Source organism: Nonomuraea sp. NPDC050680, assembly GCF_040654555.1.
In the GTDB taxonomy this organism is placed as follows: Bacteria; Actinomycetota; Actinomycetes; order Streptosporangiales; family Streptosporangiaceae; genus Nonomuraea.
On sequence record NZ_JBFAIF010000005.1, the window covers coordinates 167,729 to 189,959 of the forward strand.

A 22,231-nucleotide genomic window follows, 5' to 3' on the forward strand; every position below is an offset into this window, starting at 1 on the left:
CTCGCGTGCATCCTAGTCCTGGCCGAGTCTGGCCGTGACGAAGCGGTCCCTGCGGGTCAGATCCTGCCGCAGTCGTACGTCCCGCCAGCCGTTGTCCTCGGGGAACGTCAGGTAGACGGCCCTGCCCTGCTCGTCGGCGTGTTCGACGGAGACCCAGCCACCGGGGCGCAGAAGGCGGCGCGCGGTCCGTTCGACGGCGCGTACCTCGCCCAGACCGTCGTCCCCGGTGCCGTAGAGGGCCCGCGAGGGGTCGTAGTCGCGCACCTCGGGGTCACGCGGGATCGCGCCGGGAGGGATGTAGGGCGGGTTGGAGATGACCAGGTCCACCTTGCCGTTGAGCTCGGGCAGGGCTTCGGCCAGGTCGTCCGGGTGCAGGTGGGTACGGCCCTGACCGTGTTCGGAGATGTTGCGCTTGGCCCACCCGTAGGCGCCGGGGTCGACCTCGACGGCGTGCACCTCGGAGAGCGCGACCTCCTGGGCGATCGACAGCGCGATCGCACCCGAGCCGGTGCCGAGGTCGACGACCAGGGGCGCGGCGACGTCCATCGCGCGCAGCGTCTCGATGGCCCAGCCCGCCATCACCTCGGTCTCGGGCCGTGGTACGAACACGCCGGGCCCGACCGCGAGCTCCAGGTAGCGGAAATAGGCGTGGCCGGTGATGTGCTGCAGCGGCTCGCGGGCCTCGCGCCTGGCGACGCCCTCCCAGAAAAGCGCGTCGAAGTCGGCGTCCTTGACCGTGTGCAGCTCGCTCCTGCGCACGGAGTGGACGAATGCCGCGATCTCCTCCGCATCCGTACGCGGTGAGGGCACACCTGCCTCGGCCAGCCGTGCGGTGGCGAGGGCGATTTCGTCCAGCAGAAATGTCATGAGTGTTGTGCGAGCTTCTCCGCCATTTCGGCGTCGATGAGGGCCTGGGTGACGGCGGTGAGTTCGCCGTCGAGAACTTGGTCGAGGTTATACGCCTTGAAGCCGACTCGGTGGTCGGAGATGCGGTTTTCCGGGAAGTTGTACGTGCGAACCCGCTCGGAACGGTCGACCGTCCGCACCTGCGACTTGCGTTCGGCCTGCGCGGCGGCCTCGGCCTGCTCCTGGGCGATGGCCAGCAGCCGGGCGCGCAGGATGCGCAGCGCCGACTCCTTGTTCTGGAGCTGGCTCTTCTCGTTCTGGCAGGAGACCACGGTGCCCGTGGGCAGGTGGGTGATCCGGACCGCGGAGTCGGTGGTGTTGACGCTCTGTCCGCCGGGGCCGCTGGAGCGGTAGACGTCGATGCGCAGCTCGTTGGGGTCGATCTGGACCTCGACGTCCTCGGCCTCGGGGTAGATGAGCACGCCCGCGGCGCTGGTGTGGATGCGGCCCTGCGACTCGGTGACGGGCACCCGCTGCACACGGTGTACGCCGCCCTCGAACTTGAGCCTGGACCACACGCCCTCGTCGCCCTTGGCCTTGATCGCGACCGTGACGTCCTTGTAGCCGCCCAGGTCGGAGTGCTGGGTGTCGATGATCTCGGTCTTCCAGCCGAGCCGCTCCGCGTAACGCAGATACATCCGGAGCAGGTCGCCGGCGAACAGCGCGGACTCCTCGCCGCCCTCGCCCGCCTTGATCTCCATGATGATGTCTTTGTCATCGTTGGGATCACGCGGGATGAGCAGGTGTTTGAGCCGCTCTTCGAGGCGCGGGATGCGCTCCTCGATCTCGGCCGCCTCCGCGGCGAAGCCCTCGTCCTCGCCCGCCAGCTCCTTGGCCGCGACCAGGTCGTCGCGGGCCGACGTCAGCTCCCGGTAGGTGCCCACGATCGGGGTCAGCTGCCGGTAACGCCTGCCGAGAGTGCGGGCCTTGTTCTGGTCGGCGTGCACGGCGGGATCGGCGAGCTGCAGCTCCAGCTCGGAATACTCCTTGAGCAACTCGTCGAGATTCACCGTGCGTCCTTCTTCTGGGGTGTAACGGTCTCTTCACCAAGAACGCCGACCCGGCGCACGTGAGTGCGTCCGGATCGGCGTCGGTGAAGCTAGTTGCCCGAGGACTTCTTGCCGAAGCGCTTCTCGAAGCGCGCGACCCGGCCGCCGGTGTCGAGGATCTTCTGCTTGCCCGTGTAGAACGGGTGGCAGGCCGAGCACACGTCGGCGTGGATGGCGCCGTTCTTGGCGGTGCTACGGGTGGTGAACGTGTTGCCGCAGGTGCAGGACACCTGGGTCACGTTGTAGGCGGGGTGGATGTCGGGCTTCATTGCTGTCCTTTCGAGGTGCGGCCGCCGGGTCGCCAGAAGTCGCGATCAAACGCGGGCGGGAGCCGGAACCGCTGCGGGTCAGCTACCAGTGTGCCAGATGCTGTAACCGTCCCAGGCCACCGGGCATTCCCGGAACCTTATAGCGGACTCACTGTCATCACATTAGGCTCCCGCGCACAAACCATTACTTTTATCCCATAAGGACTGCGATCAGATGAAGAAGGGGCTGCGGTCGCTACTCGCGACCGCTACGGGGGCCGCGCTTCTCCTCGGATGCGTGAACCTCTCGGCCGCGCGAGCGGCCAGTGCTGGAAGCGACTTCAACGGGGCTGCCACGTCGGACGCGTTCATCCCGGTCGACCGGGACATCGAAGTCAGCGTCACTCTCAGGCTGAAGGACCCGGCGACCGTCACGGCGGCCGTCACCGGCAGCATCACTCCGCCCGGCAAATCGGCACGGGAGGTGTCCTTCGACTTCCGGCCGTCTCCGGCGAGCAAGGCCACGGAGACGACGATCACCGGCACGTTCGGCATCGGCAAGGACGACCCCGCCGGCGACTGGAAGCTGAACGTCAGCGTCCCGCGCGCCTCGGGCACCGGTAGCAATGCCTTCGTCCTCAATGTCTCCGGCAAGCAGGGCATCACCAGCGGCGGCGTCACGCCCAACCCGGTGCGCCTGGTCAAGGGCAAGGACGTCAAGGTCTCGGTGAAGGCTTCGGTGACCGATGCGGAGTCGGTCTCCGCCAAGCTCATCAGCGAGGAGTCCAACGAGTCCTACGACCTGGGCGACCTGGAACGTGGCTCCGACGGCTATTACCGCGGCAGCACCTTCTTCAGCGACGACACGCCTCCTGGCGAGTGGACGCTGGAGGTGTACGCCAACCGCGGCGGCCAGTCGCTCAAGGGCGTCAGCTCCTTCACCGTCGTCGCCCCGGTGGGCGGCGCCTCGAAGAAGGCCAAGGTCAGGATCACGATCAAGGCCCCGGCCAAGGTACGGAAGGGCGCCTCCGTCACGGTCTCCGGCAAGGTCTATCGCGGCTCCAAGGCGTATCCGAAGAAGAAGCTGGAGGTCTACTTCAAGACCAAGGGCACCAAGACGTACAAGCTCCTGCGCTTCGTGAAGACGAACTCGACCGGCAAGTACGCCAGGTCCTTCACCATGAAGAAGGACGGCTACTTCCGCGTCAAGGCGCCCGGCACGAGCAAGACCCGCAGCGCGCTGTCGCCCCAGGAGTTCGTGGACGTCAGGTAGTCGACGCCCCAGATCTTCTTGGGCGTCAGGTGGTCAACGACCCAGGTAGGTGAGTACGGCGAGCACTCGCCGATGGTCCTCGGGCGCCGGCCCGAGGGCCAGCTTGGCGAAGATCCCGGAGATGTGCTTCTCCACGGCCCCTTCGGTGACGACCAGCTGGGCGGCGATGGCCGTGTTGGAGCGGCCCTCGGCCATCAGCGCCAGCACCTCGCGCTCGCGCCGGGACAGCGTGTCGAGCGGGGCGCCACGCCGCTGCCTGCTGAGGAGCTGCATCACCACCTCCGGGTCGATGACCGTGCCGCCCGCCGCCACCTGCCGCACGGCCTCCAGGAACTCGGCCACGTCGGCCACCCGCTCCTTCAGCAGATAGCCGACAGCCGGGCCGATGAGCTCACCCGCGTAGTGTTCCTCGACGTATTGCGACAGCACCAGGATCGGGAAGTCCGGCCTGGCCGCCCGTACCTTCAACGCGGCGCGCAGGCCCTCGTCGGTGTGGCTCGGCGGCATCCGGACGTCGACGATCGCCAGGTCGGGAACGTGCTCCTTGACCGCGGTGATCAGGGACGGCCCATCGGAGACCGCCGCGACGGTCTCGATGCCTCCGTCGGCTAGCAGCCGGGCCAGCCCCTCGCGGAGCAGTACGGAATCCTCGGCGATGACCACGCGCATGTGCAATGCCTACCACTCGCAGGGCAACTCCGCGCGCACGAGGGTGGGACCGCCGACGGGGCTGTGCAGGATGAGCATCCCGTCTATGGTGGCCGCCCGGTCGGCTAACCCCGACAGGCCGCCGCCCGCGCTGACCAGGGCGCCGCCGATGCCGTTGTCCCACACGTCGACGAGCACCTGCCGGTTTTCCCTGGTCACTCGCACGGACGCCTCGGTTGCGGCCGCGTGTTTGGCCATGTTGGCCAGGGCCTCGGCCACGATGAAGTAGGCGATGCTCTCCACGGCCGGGGGTGGCCGCTCGTCGATCGTGCCGAGCTCGACCGCCACGTCCACGTGCACCGGCGCCCGCGCGGCGAGCCCGGACAGCGCCGCGTCGAGTCCCCGGTCGCTCAGGATGGCCGGATGGATGCCCCTGGCCAGGTCGCGTAGCTCGGCGATCGCGGCCTTCGTGCCGCTGTGCGCCTGGGCGATCAGGAGCCTGGCCTCTTCGGGGGCGTGGTCGAGCTTGGCCTGCGCCCGCCCGAGGTCCACCGCGACGGACAGCAGCCGCTGCTGGGCGCCGTCGTGCAGGTCGCGTTCGATCCTGCGGCGCTCGGCCTCGGCCGCGTCGATGCCCCTGGCCCTGCTGGCCCGCAGCCGCTCCTCCTCGCTCCCGCTGAGCAGCACCACGGCCAGCGTGCCGTGCAGCCAGGCCATCCCGCGTACGGCATAGGCGGTCACGGCCAGCATGCAGAAGCCCAGGATCGTGCTGAGCACCGCCCCCGGCCAGCTGTCGACGGCCAGGACGTCGCCGAACAGCAGCGCCTCACCCTGCGCGTGCCAGAAGGGCGCGGTGATCAGCGTGATGGTCCCCACCCATGACAGAGCGGACACCACGAACTCCACCAGGCTCAGCGGGAACAGCAGCAGCAGATAGCCGAGGTCCTTCCAGGTGGCCGGATCCTTGAACAACCACCCCACATGGGCGCCGATCCCCCGCTCGGGCCGGGTGCGGTAGGGGTCGGCGATCCGTACGCCCAGCGCGGCCCACAGCACCCGGCGCTCCAGCATCGCCGCTCCGCGCCACGCGAACATGGTCAGCAGCACCAGCGGGATGCCCACCCACAGGATCACCAGCGCGACGGAGAACGGCACCGCCACGGCCAGCACGGCGAACCAGCCGACCCCGAAGGCCAGACTGACCAGCATGTAGGGCACGGCCCGCCACGTGGCCGGATCCACCACAACGCCAATGGGCCCCCGGGGCCCCAACGGCACGCGCTCCCTCAACGGCACAGCAACCATGCCATCAAGGGTGCCCGTCCAACCGGCCGCAGAGAATGTGGCGGACTTCCGTCCTCAGGTGGGGTTAACCCCAGTGTCATCGCCTCGCCACAGCGGGCCGCCTATGGGGTCGGCGGCCGTGTCCCTGGAGGTCCTCGACCCCATGTGGGGCCCGTGACGCCTGCCGTACAAGAGAAAAAAGGGGGCGGCAGAGAAGAACTCTGCCGCCCCCTTGAACCAGCGTCAGTCGCGGTCGTTGCTCACCGTGGTCTTCTGGACCTGCAGGAGGAACTCAGCGTTGGACTTGGTCTCCTTCATCTTCTCCAGGAGCAGCTCCAGCGACTGCTGCGTGTCGAGCGCGTGCAGCACCCGGCGCAGCTTCCAGACGATCTGGAGCTCGTCCTTGGCCATGAGGATCTCTTCCTTACGGGTGCTGGACGCGTCGACGTCCACCGCGGGGAAGATGCGCTTGTCGGCCAGGGAGCGGCTGAGCTTGAGCTCCATGTTGCCGGTGCCCTTGAACTCCTCGAAGATGACCTCGTCCATCTTGGACCCGGTCTCGACCAGGGCCGTGGCGAGGATCGTCAGCGAGCCGCCGTTCTCGATGTTGCGGGCGGCGCCGAAGAAGCGCTTGGGCGGGTAGAGCGCAGTCGAGTCGACACCACCCGACAGGATGCGCCCGCTCGCGGGAGCCGCGAGGTTGTAGGCGCGCCCGAGGCGGGTGATCGAGTCGAGCAGCACGACCACGTCGTGGCCCAGCTCCACCAGACGCTTGGCCCGCTCGATGGCGAGTTCGGCGACCGTGGTGTGGTCCTCGGCGGGACGGTCGAAGGTCGAGTGGATGACCTCGCCCTTGACCGACCGCTGCATGTCGGTGACCTCTTCAGGCCGCTCGTCCACCAGCACGACCATCAGGTGGCACTCGGTGTTGTTGCGGGTGATCGCGTTGGCGATCGCCTGGAGGACCATCGTCTTACCGGCCTTGGGCGGCGAGACGATGAGGCCGCGCTGGCCCTTGCCGATCGGCGAGACGAGGTCGATGATCCGCGTGGTGAGGATGTTCGGCTCGGTCTCGAGGCGCAGGCGGTCCTGCGGGTAGAGCGGCGTGAGCTTGTTGAAGTCGGGCCGGTTGCGGGCCTGCTCCGGGTCCATGCCGTTGACGGTGTCGAGGCGGACCAGGGCGTTGAACTTCTCGCGGCGCTCGCCGTCGCGCGGCTGCCGGACGGCGCCGGTGATGACGTCGCCCTTGCGCAGGCCGTTGCGGCGGATCTGGGCGAGCGAGACGTAGACGTCGTTGCTGCCGGGCAGGTAGCCGCTCGTCCTGACGAACGCGTAGTTGTCGAGGATGTCGAGGATGCCGGCGATCGGGATGAGTACGTCGTCGTCGCCGATCACGGGCTCGTTGCTCTCGAAGCGCTCACGGCCACGGCCGCGGTTGCGCTCCCTGAACCGGCCCCGCCTGCCACGACCGCTGCCGTCGTCGTCGCCACCGCGCGGATCGTTGCGCGAGTCGCCCCGCTGATCGTTGCGGGGGTCGCTGCGCTGGTCACCGCGCTGGTCGTTGCCGCCGCGCGGGTCACCGCCGCGGCCGCTGTCGGCCACACGCTCACGCTGGTCCATGCGACCACCGTCACGGCCACCATCACGGCCACCATCACGGTTGTCACGGCCATCCCGGCCGTCCCGAACGTCACGGCTGCTCTCGCCACGGCTGTCACGGCCGTCACGAACATCGCGACCGTCACGGACATCGCGGCTGTCACGGCTGTCACGGACATCGCGGCCGCCCTCACCGCGGTCGTTGCCGGAACGGTCGTTGCCGGAACGGTCGCTGCCGCCACGATCACCACGGTCACGGCGCTCGCCTCTGGTGCGCCGCTCACGGCGGCTCTCACCACGGTCGCCACGCGGGTCGAGCTGGGCGTCGGCGGGCTGGGCCTGCTCCACGACCGGCTCGGCCGGGGCGGCGGCGGCCACGGGCTCGGGGGCCGCGGCCACCGGCTCGGGAGCCTGCGCGACGGGCTCTTCAACGGTCTTGGGGCGGGAACGTTCCCGGCGTGCCCTCGTGGGCCGCTCCGCGGCGGGCGCCGCGTCGGCGACGGCCGGGGCCTCGGCTACGGCAGCGGGCGCGCCTTCTCCGGGGCCGCCACCCTGCTTCTCCTGGATGGCCGCGATGAGCTGGCTCTTCCGCATGCGCCCGGTGCCGCTGATGCCCAGCTCAGCGGCCATTTTCTGCAGCTCGGGCAGCACCTTGGCGGACAGGCCGGTGCCGGAGCGACGCGCGCGCGGCTTGGCCGCGGCGCGGGTGGGGGTGTCGCCGGACGCGGGCTGCGCAGGTGAGCCTGGTGCGTCGGAGAGGAGTTCGGTGGTGTCGCTCAACTAAAGGTCCTTCCCAGGGGTCGGGCGCCGGTTTTGTTCTGCCGGGCGTCCCGGAGGTGCTTGCGATCCGGCGGGACAGACCGGGTCGGGGTGCACGTTGCGATCTTCGGCCGCCGCTGGGGACGACCGCCACTCTTGGGGAGAGGCACGTCCAAGCGGCCACAGGACAGTGACGCGTGGATGACACCCCTCAGGTTGCTGTCGCCAGCCAGATGTCGAGGTGATTCGAACGCGCAGACCCCCGTCGTCGCCGCCTCACGTTGGGCCAACCGGGTGTGGGCCAACCGGAGGCAACGGATTCCGGGGAGACAGCCGCGCTGCACACGCCTCGCGACGTGCAGCATTATGCAGCGATGTGTGGCTGACAAGCACGCACCCACCAAGGGGGCATCTGGTGCGGCTACCAGCCTAACATCACCAGCGCACACGGCTATTCCCTGAAGGTCTAAAGAGGCATCAGCGTGTCTCGGGGAACTGAACGTTCGCACCAACTGGGTCGACGTCCATAAGCTGGATGTGCCAGTCATTACCCACTTCTGGCGCGATCAAATCCTGCGAATCCGGTGTCGAAAACGCAAGAACTGTGGGACCTGCTCCCGAAACGACCGCAGGCACGCCCACTGCACGGAGACGTTCTACCAGATCCGCACTGGCCCGCATCGCAGGCGCACGGTATTTCTGGTGAAGTCGGTCTTCGGTGGCGGCGAGCAGCAGCCCGCGCTCCGGCCGCTGACTCAGCGCCGCGATCAGCAGCGCAGCCCTGCCGGCGTTGAAAGAGGCGTCCTTGTGGGGCACGTCCTTCGGCAACAACCCCCGTGCGGTCTCCGTGGCCAGACGCGTCGCCGGAACGAACACGACAGGCTGGATGCGCACATCCGGGAGCAGTTTCACCATACGCGGTGATCCGGAGTGGTCGGTCCACGCAATCGTCAAGCCTCCGGCCAGGCATGGCGCGACATTGTCCGGATGCCCTTCCATCTCGGTGGCCAGCGCGAACACCTCGTCGTCGGAAAGGCCGTGTCCATCGGAGAATCCGGCCGCGCGCGGCCCTTCGTCACCGGCTTCCGTACGCGATTCGGCGGGCCGCGCCAGCGCGCGGGCGGCGAGAATGCCCGCGCAGATCGCGGCCGAGGACGAGCCCAGGCCGCGGGCGTGTGGGATGCGGTTGAGGCAGTGCAGCCGGATACCTTCGGGCTGGGCGGCCCCCATGCGGTCGAACGTCCTGCGCATGGCCTTGATGACCAGGTGTCCTTCGCCGAGGTCGAGCTCGCCTTCGCCCTGTCCTTCGACGGTGACGTGGACGCCCCGCTCGCCGCTCAGCGTGGCCCGGACCTCGTCGTACAGGCCCAGGGCCAGGCCCAGGGTGTCGAAGCCGGGGCCCAGGTTCGCCGACGTGGCAGGCACACGGATGTCAACGGTGCTCATTCGCCTGATCTTTCCCCCGCCGCCCTCAGCGGCGACGGGCCTGTTTTCCGTACGGCAAAGCATCCGTACGGCAAAGCATCCGTACGGCAAAGCAGGGGCGCACACCGCGTAGTCCGGCATGCGCCCGCATGCTCCGTACGAGAGAGTCCGGCGTTCCTAGCCCAGGTTGAGAGCGGCCGCGGCGGCGTGGACGTCGATGGGGATGGTGACCGGGGCCGGGGCGCCGGCGATCGCCCAGTCCGGGTCCTTGAGGCCGTTGCCCGTGACCGTGCAGACGATGCGCTGCCCGGGCGCGATGAGCCCCCGCGCGTGCGCCTGCAGGAGACCGGCGACGCTGGCCGCCGAGGCGAGCTCGACGAAGACGCCCTCCTCCTGGGCCAGCAGTTTGTACGCGGCCGCGATCTGCCGGTCCGTGACCGACTCGATGGCGCCACCGGACTCGTCGCGCGCCGCCGTGGCGAGCTGCCAGGAGGCGGGGTTGCCGATGCGGATGGCGGTGGCGATCGTGTGCGGATGGGCGACGGGCGCGCCGTTGACGATGGGTGCCGCGCCGCTGGCCTGGAAGCCGAACATGCGCGGCGCCTTGGTGGCGATCCCGTCGGCGGCGTATTCGCGGTAGCCCATCCAGTAGGCCGAGATGTTGCCCGCGTTGCCCACCGGGATGCAGTGGATGTCGGGCGCGTCGCCGAGCGTGTCGACGATCTCGAACGCGGCCGTCTTCTGGCCCTGCAGCCGGAACGGGTTGACCGAGTTGACCAGCGCGATCGGGTAGCTGGACGACAGCTTGCGGGTCATCTCCAGGCAGTCGTCGAACGAGCCCTCGACCTGGAGCAGCGTGGCCCCGTGGACGAGCGCCTGGGCCAGCTTGCCCATCGCGATCTTGCCGCGCGGCACCAGCACGGCGCAGGTGAGCCCGGCGCGTACGGCGTAGGCGGCGGCCGAGGCCGAGGTGTTGCCGGTGGAGGCGCAGATGACCGCCTTGGCTCCCTCTTCGACGGCCTTGCTGATGGCCATGGTCATGCCACGGTCTTTGAAACTGCCCGTCGGGTTGGCGCCTTCCACCTTGAGGTAGACGTCACACCCGGTCAGCGCGGAGACGCGATGCGCCGGCACCAGCGGCGTGCCGCCCTCCAGCAGCGTGATGACGGGCGTCTTCGTGGTGACCGGAAGACGCTCTCGGTACTCCTCGATGAGGCCACGCCACGACCTGGTCATATTGACTCCCTACCTGCGGTCTTGGGCACCGAGTGTACGGGGTCCCGGCGGTGTTCACGGAGTCGAGTCCCGGGCCGCCGAGCGGTGGCTGCAACAACCCATATTTCAGGAAATTCTCAGCATCTCCCGGTAAGGTCCCCGGCAGGGGGGTCACCACCATGAACGCGCGTCCTGCCATGACGCAGAACGACTATTCTCCGCTGTCGCCGCCAGAGCTCGGCACCTGGTCACCGGCCCTGTCCGTGAGCGTGGTGATACCCGCGCACGGCGGGCCCCATCTGGAGCTGACACTGGCCGCGCTGGCCGCTCAGACGTACCCGGACCACCTCATGGAGGTCCTGGTCGTGGACGACGGCAGCGAGCCGCCGATCCGGCTGCCGGAGCTCCGCCCGGTCAACACCCGGATCGTCCCGGTGACGACCGGCTGGGGCATCTCGAACGCCGTCAACACCGGTGCCAAGGCCGCCGACGGCGAGATCATCCAGCGCCTCGACGCCGACATGGTGGCCTGCCGCGAGCACATCGAGGCCCTGGCCCGCTGGCACCACGTGACCGACTATCTGGTCACGATCGGGATGAAGCGCTTCATCGAGGTGCCGGACATCACCGCCGAGCAGGTCTTCCGGGCGGGACACCTGGGAGACGTGTTCGACCTGGCGTCGGGCGTGTCGAGCTCCACCGAGGCGACGATCGCCAAGACCGACGGGCTTCGCAAGAGCCGCAATCCCTACCACGTGTGCACAGGACCGACCTTCGCCCTTCCCCGGGAGGTCTTCCACGATGTGGGCGGTCTCGACCCGAACGTCGTGCGCGGAGAGGACACCGAGTTCGCCTACCGGCTGGCCATGTACGGCGTCGTGTTCATTCCGGATATGGAAGCACAGGCCGCGCATATCGGACTGCCCGCTCAGCACCGCGACAGGGATCGCGCCGTGCGAGCGGTCGAGCCGTACCTGGCGCACCGGGTTCCGCTCCGCCGCGACCTGCGCAAGGACCGGGGCCGCCGGTGGCTCGTGCCGTACGTCGAGATCGTCCTGGACGTGACGGACACCTCGGAAGCGGTGGTCCGGCAGGCGGTGGCGGCGGCGCTCGACGGCAGGCTTCAGGACGTCGTGGTGACGCTCGTGGGACCGTGGGCGCGACTGCACGACGGGCGGCGGGCCGTGCTCAGTGACCCGCTCTTCGAGATGCGGCTGATGCGCGACCTGTTCGCCCACGACGACCGGATCCGGCTGATCGACGAGGCGGCCCCGACGCCGGCGCCCGCTCCGTTCCGCTACCGAGGGCCGGTCGACGTGCCGCTGCACCAGGCGACGCTGGAGCGGATGATCGAGACGGTGCAGAAGGACCTGACGGGCGTGCTCGTCGTGGACCTGCCCGACGGCCGCACGGCCCGCCTCGAACGCACCTCCGCCCTGGGCCGCGCCCTGCTGCTCGCCACACCGGGCGACGATCTCGACGAGATCATCCAGACCACGCACGGCGTACGGCACGAGGACCCGGACCGCTACTGGCCCCCGGCCCCGCAGCCGAAACCCACAAACGAGAAGAGCACCGGCGAGAAGAGCACCGGGGAGAAGAGCACTGGCGAGAAGAGCACGGCTCAGAAGGCGGCACCCCAGAAGCCCGCCGCCACGCCGCTACCGCCGATCGTCACGGTTCCCGCCACCGAGGAACGGACCCTCCTGGGCCGCCTCAAGTCGGCGCTCCGGCCCAGCTGAGCACGGGGCGGCTCGCGCCTCCGGCCCAACTGAGCACGGAGCGGCTCGCGCTCCGGCCCAACTGAGCACGGCGCGGCCCGCCGACCCGGCTAGCCGCGCAGTCTCTTGCCCAGGGCGCGCTTGACCGTGGTGGCCAGCAGGACTTTCATGCTCTGCTGGGCCCGGTTGGCGGCGGCCAGTTGGCGGCGCAGCGTGCTGACGTCGCGCCGCAGCTCCACCGCGCTCTTGCGCCAGCGCCCCGCCTCGTCGCGCCACTTGGTCACCTGCGCGCGCAGCCGTTCGGCCTCCTTGGCCAGCCGCGCCGCGTCGGCCTCCGCCTTGAGCCTGGCCCGGTAGGCGCTGCGGCGGCCGAGCAGCTCCGCCGCCTCTTCGGCGAACCCGTACGTCTCGCCCTCCACCCACGCGACGCCCGCCACATCGTCCACGGCGTCGTCGAGCTCCTCGTCGGGGCGTACGACGATCCGCGCCCGAGCGAAGGAGGAGGCACGCTCCAGCCGGGCGGCCACGACGCCGTCCTTGGACTCGTGGAGCAGCACGTTCACCAGCCCCAGCCCTTCGCTGCGGGCCAGGTCGAGCAGCCTGGCCAGGCTGTCCTCCCCTGGCACCCAGCCGGCGGGCAGCCGCAGCACGTACGGCACGCCCGGGTCGACCTCGCCGGAGACCGCGAGCCGTACCCGGCCCTCGTGCAGGTAGTGGCCGTGGACCAGCACCAGGTCGAGGTCGGGGTCCTTCAGCGGGGCCCGGCGCTCGCGCCCGAGGGAGTCCCAGGGACCGACCACGACGATGGACAGGTCCAGCATGGTGCCCGCCAGCAGGGCGTCGACCGTGGCGCGGACCTGCTCATAGCCGGCGGTGCCGTCGACGACGACCGCGACGTACGGGACCTTCCACTGGCGGGAGGGGTGCGAGCGGAGCCACCGGTAGGCGGGGATGCGGTCGGCGACGAACGCGTAGCTCACGCGGTCGATGGGCCGCTGGTCGCGCATGCGCATGGTCGGCCCGAGATGGTAGGCGCGGGCCTTGGGCTCCGGTACGAACACCGCCCCGGCCTGGTAGAGCCGGTAGCCCATCTCCGTGTCCTGGCCGAGGATCAGCTCGTCGTCCATCGTCCCTGCGACGGCGACCAGCCGGGCGTTGACCGAGGTCGCGCCGCCGACATGCAGGCTGAAGGGGCGCTGGGTGTTGTCGGTGAGGCCGTTCGTCCGCTCGATGAGGTCGACGATCCAGGCATGCGGCTCGGCGGGCTCGAACGCCTTCTCCAGGTCGTCGGGCAGCTCGGACGGAAGCGGCGCGTCGGTGAACCTGATGTAGCTGGTCACGGCCAGATAGGGCGCGGCGTGGTGCCAGCGCATGTGCGCCTCGATCGAGCCGGGAGTGAGCACGACATCGGAGTCGAGCCAGTGGATCACGTCGCCGGTGGCCTCGGCGAGCCCGGCGTTGCGCGCGCCGGCCCGGCCCGGGTCGTGGCAGACGATCAGCCGGGTGCCTTCGGGGCGTTCGGCCGGCAGCCGCAGGGGCGGGGAGCTGCCGTTGTCGACGACGATGACCTCGATCAGCCCGGCGGGGTAGGTCTGGCGCGCGAGCCCGGCCAGCGCCAGGTCGAGCTTGTCCTGACTGCCGTACGCGGGCACGATCACGCTGACCCGCAGCGTGGGCGTGTAGGTCTCCGGCGGTTCGAGCATCCGGTAGTCGTTGCCGCGAACCCTCATCCCGGGAACCGTCATGCCGCTTCCAGGAGCAGGCTCGGCCCTCATGCCGCTTCCAGAAGCAGGCTCGGGCGGAAGCCGCGCCACTGGTTCGTGGCGACCTTCAGGAAGTGGGCGAGCGGGAGTTGCCAGGTGTGCTGGTCGCTCAGCGTCCGCCGGAGCACGTAGCCGAGGCCGTGGGTGCGGTAGATGCTCGCCCCGGCCGCCTGGGCTGCCTTGAGGAAGTCCCGGTCCACCGCCCGCGGCTGGGCCGGAAATCCACCTAAGTCCTGAAATATCGTTCTTGAGGCGAGAATCGTGCCGCCCGCGACATGATCGCTGGAGACCTCGCTCGGATAAGCGGCGCCGCTCGCGAACGTGGTGCGCCTGATGGTGGCGTGTAAGGGCTCCAGGTAAAAGAATTCGGCCGTCGTGCCCACGATGTCGGCCCCCGAATAGGACGCCGCCATGATCAGATCGGCGAGGTGGTCGGGGCCGTACCAGTCGTCGTCGTCCCACTTGGCCACGTAGTCGCCGGCCGCCAGGGCCGCGGCCTCGTTCAGCACCTCGCCGAAGGACGTCGTGGCCGGGGCCTCGACCCAGGTCACGGGCAGGGGGCAGCTCTCGACCGCCTGCCGTACCTGCTCGAAGGGGACACCGTGCAGGCCCAGCAGCACCTCGATGTCGGTGTCGCGCTGCCGGGCCATCTGCGCGAGCGCCCCGGCGACCAGCGCGGGACGCCTGGTGGACATGACCACGCTGATCCGCGGCGTACGCGAGGGCGGCAGGCGGTGGGTCAGGCGACGCAGCCGGACGCTGTGCTCCTCGCGACGCAGATCGGCCAGTGACCTGGGGCCGGTCCCGGTGTGCGCGAGCCAGTCGCGGTCCGTGAGCAGCGCCGCCAGCTCGGGGGGGACCCATGCGGGGGCGTCGTCGGCGGTCAGCGGCACGCCCGCCGCCGCCAGCCGGACCAGCCCGGCGAGTGGCACCTCACGATCGGGCCACTCGATCTCCAGGCCGCGCAGGGGGCGCAGCGACGGCACGTCGGGCTCATGGCCATCGACGGCCCACCCGGTGAAGGCCCTGGGCAGCTCGGCGGGGCGGCCCTCACTCCAATGCAGGCGGGCGAGCCCCTTCTCCGGCGTACGCGCGAAGCCGCAGGGGGTGACGGACATGGTGCTCCTCGACCGACGGGGACTCAGTCGGCGCCTACCTTACGCCGGTCTGACAGCATCTGAGATGTTGAGTTCACCTTAGGTGTGGACGACCGGTGCGGTCGGCGATGGAGCTGAACTAGCAGGATCTTCCCAGTTTTCATCCAGGAAGCTATGGCACGGTAGTGGCAAATGTTTATTAAGGTGTCAATATCCCATTGCCACCAGATACGTCATGACTACGAAAGGTATGCGCGGATGTTCTCGCCCCGCCGACTGGCAGCGACCGCCGCAATCCTCGGAGTTCTGGCCGTCGCCGTGCTCGTGCTGCTCGTCCTCACCGATCTGCTCACGCTCGGCGCCGCCGCCGCCTCGGGGGCGTTCGCCGTCACGCTGGCCGGGCTCGCCGTGCTCGTGCTGACCGTACGACGCCTCGACGGCAAGGCCCAGCGCATCGACCTGCGAGCCAAGAAGCACGAGGCCGAGCTGGCCAAGACCGCCACCGCGCTCAAGCGCGTCGAGGGGCGGCTGGACCGCCTGACCGAGGCCATCGAGCAGTCGGCGACGCGGCGCGAGGAGGACCTCGGCGCGATCCTGGCCTCGCTGGGCGAGGACCGGGTCAACGCCATGACGCGGGCGCGAGAGGTGGAGGAGCTGCGCGAGGAGGTCCGCGCGCTGGCCAAGGACCGGGTATGACGCGGATCAGGCACAACGACTGGGGAACGCTGGAGCCGCCGGCCATCGGCGCCTGGCAGCCCGCGCTGACCGTTTCCGTGGTGATCCCCGCCTACAACTGCGCGCCGGCACTCGCCCGGACCGTGGCCGCACTGGCGGAGCAGACCTATCCCGCCGGGCTGATCGAGGTCGTCGTCGCCGACGACGGCAGCGAGCCGCCCATCGACCTGCCCGGCGTCCGGGTCGTCCGGGTAGGCGAAGGCTGGGGACGCGGCGCGGCCAGGGAGACCGGCCGGCTCGCCGCCACCGGCGACGTGATCCACTGGCTCGACGCGGACATGGTCCTGGCCCCGGACCACCTGGAAGCGCACATGCGCTGGCACCACCTCATCGACCACGCCGTCGTGATCGGCGACACCCGGTTCGTGGCCGCGTTGGGCGAGGAGGGCACCCGGACCGAGTACACCCGCGTGACCCTGGAGTCCACCAGGATGCTCAAGGACGCGGGTTCGAGCGCGTACCTGCTGCACACCGGCGCCTCCTCCTCGGTCCGCGCCGACCTGCTGCGCGACGCGGGCGGCGTCGACCGGACCCTGAACATGGCCGAGGACACCGAGCTGGGCTACCGGCTGGCCCAGGCCGGGGCGGTGTTCATCCCCGACGAGCAGGCGCGCGCCTGGCACGTCGGGCAGTCCACCGTGATGCGCCGCGAAAAGGACGTACACCGGCACAACTGGTCCTTCCTCGGCGACCTGATCCCCGATCTGCGCTGGCTGCGCGGCCATCCGCGACGCCGCTGGCTCGTGCCGTACGTCCAGGTCGTCGTGGCGGCGGCCGGCTACGAGGAGACGCGCGCCGGAGTCGACTCCGCGCTGGCGGGCACGATCACCGACACGGCCGTGGCGATCGTCGGCCCCTGGGACAAACTGACGGACGAGCGCCGCGACAGCCTCGACGACCCGCTGCTCGACCTGCGCCTCATCCACAACCTCTACCGGAACGAGCCGCGCGTCACGTTCGTGACGGCCGCCCCCGACTCGGCCGCCCCCGCCCCCTTCCTGCTCACGCTCCCGTCCGGCTGGGTGCTGGGCGCCGACACGCTGTCCCGGCTCGTACGGCTGGCCGAGCAGGACACGCTGGGACTCCTCTGCGCCGCACTCGCCGAGGCCGAGACCGGGGTCGTGACCGCCAGGCTGGAGCGCACCGCGGCCTTCTCCCGCGCGGCCCTGTTCCACGGGGGGACCGACGACCTGGTGGACGAGATGTTCGGGTCGGTCTGGGTGAGCGGGGCCGAGTACGGCTTCGCCACGGAGGACCAGGCCGAGCCGCTGGCCGGAGACCCCGCCAAGTGGCGGGCGCTGGCCGGCAAGCGGCAGAACGAGGTGAAGGAGCTGCGGGCCGAGATCGACCGGCTGTCGGCCGAGGTGGAGCGGCTCTCGGCCGCTCCCGCCCCCGACCCCGCCGCCACCGGACCGCTGACCTCGCTCATCAGACACCTGCGGAGCGCCGGATGATCCGCGAGCTGCTGGCCGAGATGCCCAAGGCACGGGTCTTCCTGGCCGGGGTCGAGCACGACATCACCGCCGTGGACCTGGACCGGGACCTGCTGGAGCCGTCGGCGGACACGGAACGGGTGCACGAGGTGCTCGTGCTCGCCCGTACCCCCGCCGACCTGCGCCGGGCCGCCACGCTGCACAAGCTGCTGCCGGAGGCCCGGCGGGTGGTCGTGGCCGTGCTCGACACGCCCGCCTCCCATCCGGCCCCCGTGCCCACCCCGACGCCCGCGCACCGCTGGCGCTCGCTCACGGACCTGCGGGTCTACCAGCCGAAGGACCGGGTGTGGGTGGTGGACGCGCGGTTCTCGGCGCCCACGCCCGCCGGCCGTACGGTGACCGCGACGGCTCGGGCGTTCGCCGGGCACCGGCTCGACGTCATCACGGCGCCCGCGGCGGCGATCGCGGGCGTCGGCGCGGCGGCCTGGCGTCCCGGGGATCCGAACGCGACGCCCGCCGAGGTGACCGGGCCGGTGCCGGAACGGGTCGGCGCCCCAGGTAGCGACGTCGTGCTCCGCACCCTCGACACCTCCGGCACACTCGCCACTGCCGGAACAGCTTTCGGAGCGCCTTCCGTATCCGAGGAGGGCGCGGACGACACGTCCGTGGCCGGCTGGTCCGGGTCGCAGACGCCGATCGAGCGGCCGACCGCACGGTCCGCGAGCTGGGAGCAGCTCGGCCGTCCCGGCGGCGCCGGGCTGTCCTTGACCGACCCCGACGTGCTCGGTCAGCCGTCCATGATCCCGCCGGTTGACGAGCGGCTGGTGAACCCGCAGGGCTTCGTCACCACCCCGTCACGCGGCCTGGCGTCCCTGGTGGAGCGCGACGGTCGCTGGTCGGTCGTGCTCGACGGGAAGATGGTGACGGCGTTCGCCGAGTCGGGCGGCGTCACGGACGCCGACGTGGGCAGGCTCAGGCAGCTCCGCGGCGTGCGGATCGACTGGCACCACGCCCACAGCGGCCCCCTCGCCGCCGTCCGCGTGCTGACGGGCCTGGCCGCGGCCGGCGTGCCGCTGGTCGCGGACACGGTGCCACGCTGGGCGGGCGCACTCGGCGACGAGCTCGCCCGGCTCCTGATGTCCGATCCCGACCTGTCCGACGAGCTCCGCCGCGAGGAGCACAGCATCCGGTTGCGCCGCGAGGCGCTGCGTACCCACGGCGTCGCGGCGCGCTGGGAGCAGCTCGGCGCCCCCGCCCCCGCTCCCCCGCTGACCTCGGTACTGCTGGCCACCCGGCGCACCGACATGGTCGGGTTCGCGCTCGACCAGGTCGCCCGGCAGCGCGACGCCCAGCTCGAAGTGATCCTCGCCCTGCACGGCGTGCCCCAGGGCCATCCGGACGTGGCCGCTGCCATCGCCGCCTTCGACGGCCCGCTGACCGTCCTGGAGGCCGACCACCAGGCGGTGTTCGGCCAGGTGCTCAACGACGCGGCGGCGCGGGCCTCGGGCTCGTTCCTGCTGAAGATGGACGACGACGACTGGTACGGCCCCGACTTCCTGGCCGACCTGCTGCTCGCGCACTCCTACTCAGGGGCCCAGGTGGTGGGCACCGTGCCGGAGTTCGTCTACCTGTCGTCGATCGACGTCACCGTGCACCGCAGGCAGATCACCGAGCAGATCACCAGCTTCGTCGCGGGCGGCACGATCCTGGTGGAGCGCTCGGCGTTCCAGGCGGTGGGCGGTTTCCGGCCGCTGCGCCGCTCGGTCGACACCCAGTTCCAGGAGGCGCTGCAGGCGGCGGGCGGGCAGATCTACCGTACGCACGGGCTCGGCTACATCCTGCGCCGCGGCCCCGCCGCCAACCACACCTGGCAGGAGCCGATCGGCACGTTCCTGCAGCGCAACCGGAACCAGTGGCGCGGCTTCCACCCCAGCCTTCTCATGGAACTACCGTGACTCCTCCTATCGATGCCGGCGGGCACATGCCGCCTCGTACCGGCCTCGGAGGGGACATGCCAGCTCCTACCGGTGCCGGAAGGGACATGTCGGCCCCTCGCATCCGCCGCAACGACTACGGAGTGCTCACCCCGCCCCTCCTCGGCCAGTGGACACCCGAGCTGACCGTCACCGTCGTCATCCCGGCCCACGACCGCCAGGAGACCCTCGACCTCACCCTGGCCGCGCTGTCGGCGCAGAGCTATCCGGCCGAGCTCATGGACGTCATCGTCGTGGACGACGGCAGCGCGGTGCCGGTGCGCCTGCCCGACCTCGTCCCGGCGCGTACCCGCCTCATCACCAGCCCGCCCGGCGGCTGGGGCCGGGCCTGGGCCGTCCAGACCGGCGTCGACGCCGCCACCGGCGAGATCGTCTTCGTGCTGGACGCCGACATGGTGCCCCATCGCCACCACGTCGAGGCCCAGCTCCGCTGGCACCACCTGGCCCCGTACCTGGTCGTGCTGGGCTGGATCGACTTCACCGCCGGCGACGTGCTGCCCTCCCCCGGCGAGGTACGCCAGGCGCTGGAGGACGGGCACGAGGACAAGCTGTTCCCCCTCTCCCCACACCGCCACGACTGGGCCGAGAAGATCATCCTCGACCACGACGGCCTGCGCACCGCCCCGAACTCCCTGGCCACCCGCATCCACGTCGGCGCCACCGCCTCCTACCCCGCCACGCTGCTGCGCTCCATCGGCGGGCTGGACACCTCCCTGGTGCTGGCGGAGGACACGGAACTCGGCTACCGGCTCACGCAGGCGGGCGCCGTGTACGTACCGGACCCGGACTCGCGGGTGTGGCACATCGGGCTGCCGACGGCCATGCGTGATTTCCTGTCGTTGAAGCGGTACAACGACCCTTACGTGGCGGACCGCGTACCGTACCGGCGCTATCTGCGCACGGACCCGGGCCGGCAGTGGCTCGTCCCGTACGTGGACGCCATCGTCCCCGCGGCGGGCTACGAGGACGTCCGCGCGACGGTCGACGCCCTGCTGGCCGGCTCGGTGCCGGACGTCGCGATCACCATCACCGGCCCCTGGTCCGAGCTGGGCGACGGCCGCCGCTCCCCGCTCCGCGACCCCGACCTGGACCTCCGCCTCATCCACGCCACCTTCGAACACGACCCCCGGGTACGGCTGGCCTCGGACCTTTCCGATGTCGTGTCACCGTTCCGCCTCCTCATGCCGCCCGGCTGGGTCCCGGCTCGCGACACCCTCCAACGCCTGGTCGACCACCTGGAAGAGCACGACGGCGGCGCCCTCTGCGTCGCCCTCGACGAAACCGACCAGGGCGTCACCGTGGCCAGACTCGAACGCACCGCCGCCCTCTCCCGCGCCGCTCTGGTGGCCCGCCCCGGCGAGCACCTGGACACCGTCCTGGACGAGGTCTTCGGCCTGGAATGGGTGGACGGCGACACCTGGGGCTTCACCCGCCGCCCCCCGATCTACCCGCCCCGCCGCCGCCCCGTCCCCGAACTGGACCGCGTCACTGCCCAGTACGAGAAGGAGCTCACCCGCCTGCGCAAGCGCACCTCCCTCATGCAGGCCGAACTCGCCCAGCTCCGCCGAGAGGCGGGCAAGGGCCGCAGGGACGCGGAACGGTGGCGCGAGAAGGCCGAGTCGTGGCGCCGCGAGGCGGTCCGCCTGTCCCGTGCCCAGGACCGCACGGTACTCAAACGCGCCGTCCAGCGAGTCCGCAACCTGGCCTTCCCCGACAACTGACCCCCAACTGCATGGCCTTCGCCAATCGGGGCACCTCGGGAGCTCAGACTGTGTCCAGTGGGGTGCGGCCCCCTCACCCGCCTAACTGCATCGCCTTCGCCGAGGGGGCGCTTCGCGCCTTTGGAGCTCAGACTGTGTCTATTGGGGCTGCGCCCCAAACCCCGTCGAGGGGCTGCCGCCCCTCGAGCTCCCCGCATCGTGGGCCGGAGTGGATGGACAGCGAAGTAACCGAAGTCCGATTCCTGCGCGAGCTCGGATCCCTATACGGGCGCTTTGCATTGCTGCCGTGTCATCGGATGCTGATCGCGGTCGCGTGACGCTTTCTACGGAGAACCGGACTTCACATTGACGGCGATCTACACCTAAGTGGACGTCAGCGAAATCTGACGCCGATAATCGAGCGGGCCGCTACTTCCCAGCCTCGATCTTCTTCTTTCGCTTGTGACGAAGCCCCTTGAGGACCAGCGATTGCTCACGGCGACCTCGTGCTGCGTCAAGTCTGACACCGCTACGTTCTAGCAGCTCCACGATGTTTATAACCGAGTCTTGGAGCTGCCGCGTCTGCTCTCCTGAGAGCACTGCCGCAGGTGGGGCAGCAGGCGCCAATGCCGCCGCCTCCAATCCAACCTTGCGCAACCATGCGCTCAGTTTCATTCCTGCTGCCGATGCGGCTTCAGTCAGCAAACCAAGATCACCAGGGCTGACCCGCACTGATATGACACGGTCGAGGACGGCAGGTGTGGATTCTTCAGCAACCTGCTCGCGGTTGTCATAGAACCATTGAGCACGCGCGGCCTCATCCATCTCAGCGATGTTCCGCGCAGTTGGATCGTTCTTGCTCATGATGAGCCCCTCTTCGGCGTGTCGTATGCGGTAATTGGTCGTCCGATCTCCAGTTCGTATTTACCCCAGTCACGCCTCCTAGTGACGGGATAGACAACAACGACGGTGACACGTCGCCCAGCATCGGTGACGCCCACCAACAGGTAGTGATCAACAATGGGCACCCCCTTCCTGCGTGACTGCCGCACCTCGGGCATGTTGCGAACAACCTGTTCGATCTCGTCGCGTGAGACGCCATGCCCTTGTGCATGGCTCAGGTTCCCCTCATCCCAGTCCAGTGGCAGCTCGATGATCGGGAGCGGCTTGCTCATCAACGACCTTTCATGTCATACACACTACCCCATCGCCGTCATACGAACCATGCTAGCGACAGCCCTGCCGAATGGTCTTGCGAACAGTCTCAAAGTGATGGAGGACGATAGGCGGCAGCGAAGCCCGAGCGACGAAGGCAGCAATCGCCGCAACAGGCGCGTCGACCGTTTGGACCGGGCCTTTTGTGTGACCCCAAGTAGAATCCC

General features: G+C 69.8%; 18 protein-coding genes. 6 read left to right on the forward strand and 12 right to left on the reverse strand.

Features of this window, described 5'->3' with window-relative positions; all coding sequences use genetic code 11:
* Positions 1-12: 12 nt before the first annotated feature.
* From prmC to rpmE, 3 genes are all read right to left on the reverse strand, one after another.
* Positions 13-867 carry a peptide chain release factor N(5)-glutamine methyltransferase gene (gene prmC / locus AB0H88_RS20735; protein WP_225290358.1) on the reverse strand — a complete coding sequence of 285 codons (855 nt, stop codon included), beginning with the start codon at positions 865-867 and terminating at the stop codon, positions 13-15.
* Positions 864-1,916 (reverse strand): peptide chain release factor 1, encoded by a 1,053-nt coding sequence (gene prfA, locus AB0H88_RS20740; RefSeq protein WP_357646689.1) that lies wholly within the window; start codon positions 1,914-1,916, stop codon positions 864-866. The genes prmC and prfA overlap by 4 nt, the downstream gene beginning before the upstream one ends.
* 89 nt (positions 1,917-2,005) lie before the next feature.
* Complete coding sequence (gene rpmE, locus AB0H88_RS20745; RefSeq protein WP_357646690.1) at positions 2,006-2,224, reverse strand: 50S ribosomal protein L31; 219 nt, start codon at positions 2,222-2,224, stop codon at positions 2,006-2,008.
* 277 nt (positions 2,225-2,501) lie between these two features.
* On the opposite strand from rpmE, the gene AB0H88_RS20750 reads away from it, so the two are divergent.
* Positions 2,502-3,476, forward strand: a complete 975-nt coding sequence (locus tag AB0H88_RS20750) for a hypothetical protein (RefSeq protein ID WP_357646693.1) — start codon at positions 2,502-2,504, stop codon at positions 3,474-3,476.
* Positions 3,477-3,509: 33 nt separating this feature from the next.
* Here the strand turns inward: AB0H88_RS20750 and AB0H88_RS20755 are convergent, their stop codons facing one another.
* The 5 genes from AB0H88_RS20755 to thrC form a co-directional block, all read right to left on the reverse strand.
* On the reverse strand, positions 3,510-4,145 hold the full coding sequence (locus AB0H88_RS20755; RefSeq protein ID WP_357646695.1) for a response regulator transcription factor: 636 nt from the start codon (positions 4,143-4,145) through the stop codon (positions 3,510-3,512).
* A 9-nt stretch (positions 4,146-4,154) separates the two neighbouring features.
* Entirely contained in the window at positions 4,155-5,366 is a 1,212-nt protein-coding gene (locus AB0H88_RS20760; protein WP_357646696.1) for a sensor domain-containing protein, read from the reverse strand.
* A 285-nt stretch (positions 5,367-5,651) separates the two neighbouring features.
* Positions 5,652-7,787, reverse strand: coding sequence for a transcription termination factor Rho (gene rho, locus AB0H88_RS20765; protein ID WP_357646698.1), 2,136 nt, complete (start codon positions 7,785-7,787; stop codon positions 5,652-5,654).
* A gap of 456 nt (positions 7,788-8,243) precedes the next feature.
* Positions 8,244-9,212, reverse strand: a complete 969-nt coding sequence (locus tag AB0H88_RS20770) for a homoserine kinase (RefSeq protein WP_357646700.1) — start codon at positions 9,210-9,212, stop codon at positions 8,244-8,246.
* Positions 9,213-9,368: 156 nt separating this feature from the next.
* Positions 9,369-10,427 (reverse strand): threonine synthase, encoded by a 1,059-nt coding sequence (gene thrC / locus AB0H88_RS20775; RefSeq protein WP_357646702.1) that lies wholly within the window; start codon positions 10,425-10,427, stop codon positions 9,369-9,371.
* A gap of 158 nt (positions 10,428-10,585) precedes the next feature.
* Here thrC and AB0H88_RS20780 point away from each other — a divergent pair, with 158 nt between their 5' ends.
* Positions 10,586-12,148 (forward strand): glycosyltransferase, encoded by a 1,563-nt coding sequence (locus AB0H88_RS20780; RefSeq protein ID WP_357646704.1) that lies wholly within the window; start codon positions 10,586-10,588, stop codon positions 12,146-12,148.
* A gap of 89 nt (positions 12,149-12,237) precedes the next feature.
* Here the strand turns inward: AB0H88_RS20780 and AB0H88_RS20785 are convergent, their stop codons facing one another.
* Positions 12,238-13,857: a glycosyltransferase gene (locus AB0H88_RS20785; RefSeq protein WP_357646705.1), complete on the reverse strand. Its 1,620-nt coding sequence runs from the start codon at positions 13,855-13,857 to the stop codon at positions 12,238-12,240.
* A 41-nt stretch (positions 13,858-13,898) separates the two neighbouring features.
* A complete protein-coding gene (locus AB0H88_RS20790) occupies positions 13,899-15,008 on the reverse strand; it encodes a glycosyltransferase (protein WP_357646707.1) in 1,110 nt (369 codons plus the stop codon).
* A 237-nt stretch (positions 15,009-15,245) separates the two neighbouring features.
* On the opposite strand from AB0H88_RS20790, the gene AB0H88_RS20795 reads away from it, so the two are divergent.
* The 4 genes from AB0H88_RS20795 (at position 15,246) to AB0H88_RS20810 (ending at position 20,870) form a co-directional block, all read left to right on the forward strand.
* Positions 15,246-15,683 carry a hypothetical protein gene (locus tag AB0H88_RS20795; RefSeq protein ID WP_357646709.1) on the forward strand — a complete coding sequence of 146 codons (438 nt, stop codon included), beginning with the start codon at positions 15,246-15,248 and terminating at the stop codon, positions 15,681-15,683.
* Positions 15,680-17,176: a glycosyltransferase family 2 protein gene (locus AB0H88_RS20800; protein ID WP_357646711.1), complete on the forward strand. Its 1,497-nt coding sequence runs from the start codon at positions 15,680-15,682 to the stop codon at positions 17,174-17,176. Before AB0H88_RS20795 ends, AB0H88_RS20800 begins: the two co-directional genes overlap by 4 nt.
* On the forward strand, positions 17,173-19,110 hold the full coding sequence (locus tag AB0H88_RS20805) for a glycosyltransferase (RefSeq protein WP_357646713.1): 1,938 nt from the start codon (positions 17,173-17,175) through the stop codon (positions 19,108-19,110). Before AB0H88_RS20800 ends, AB0H88_RS20805 begins: the two co-directional genes overlap by 4 nt.
* Positions 19,111-19,196: 86 nt before the next feature.
* A complete protein-coding gene (locus AB0H88_RS20810; RefSeq protein ID WP_357646715.1) occupies positions 19,197-20,870 on the forward strand; it encodes a glycosyltransferase in 1,674 nt (557 codons plus the stop codon).
* Positions 20,871-21,278: 408 nt separating this feature from the next.
* Here the strand turns inward: AB0H88_RS20810 and AB0H88_RS20815 are convergent, their stop codons facing one another.
* Both AB0H88_RS20815 and AB0H88_RS20820 read right to left on the reverse strand, forming a co-directional pair.
* Positions 21,279-21,713, reverse strand: coding sequence for a hypothetical protein (locus tag AB0H88_RS20815; RefSeq protein WP_357646717.1), 435 nt, complete (start codon positions 21,711-21,713; stop codon positions 21,279-21,281).
* Positions 21,710-22,024, reverse strand: a complete 315-nt coding sequence (locus tag AB0H88_RS20820) for a hypothetical protein (RefSeq protein ID WP_357646719.1) — start codon at positions 22,022-22,024, stop codon at positions 21,710-21,712. The genes AB0H88_RS20815 and AB0H88_RS20820 overlap by 4 nt, the downstream gene beginning before the upstream one ends.
* Positions 22,025-22,231: the final 207 nt, after the last annotated feature.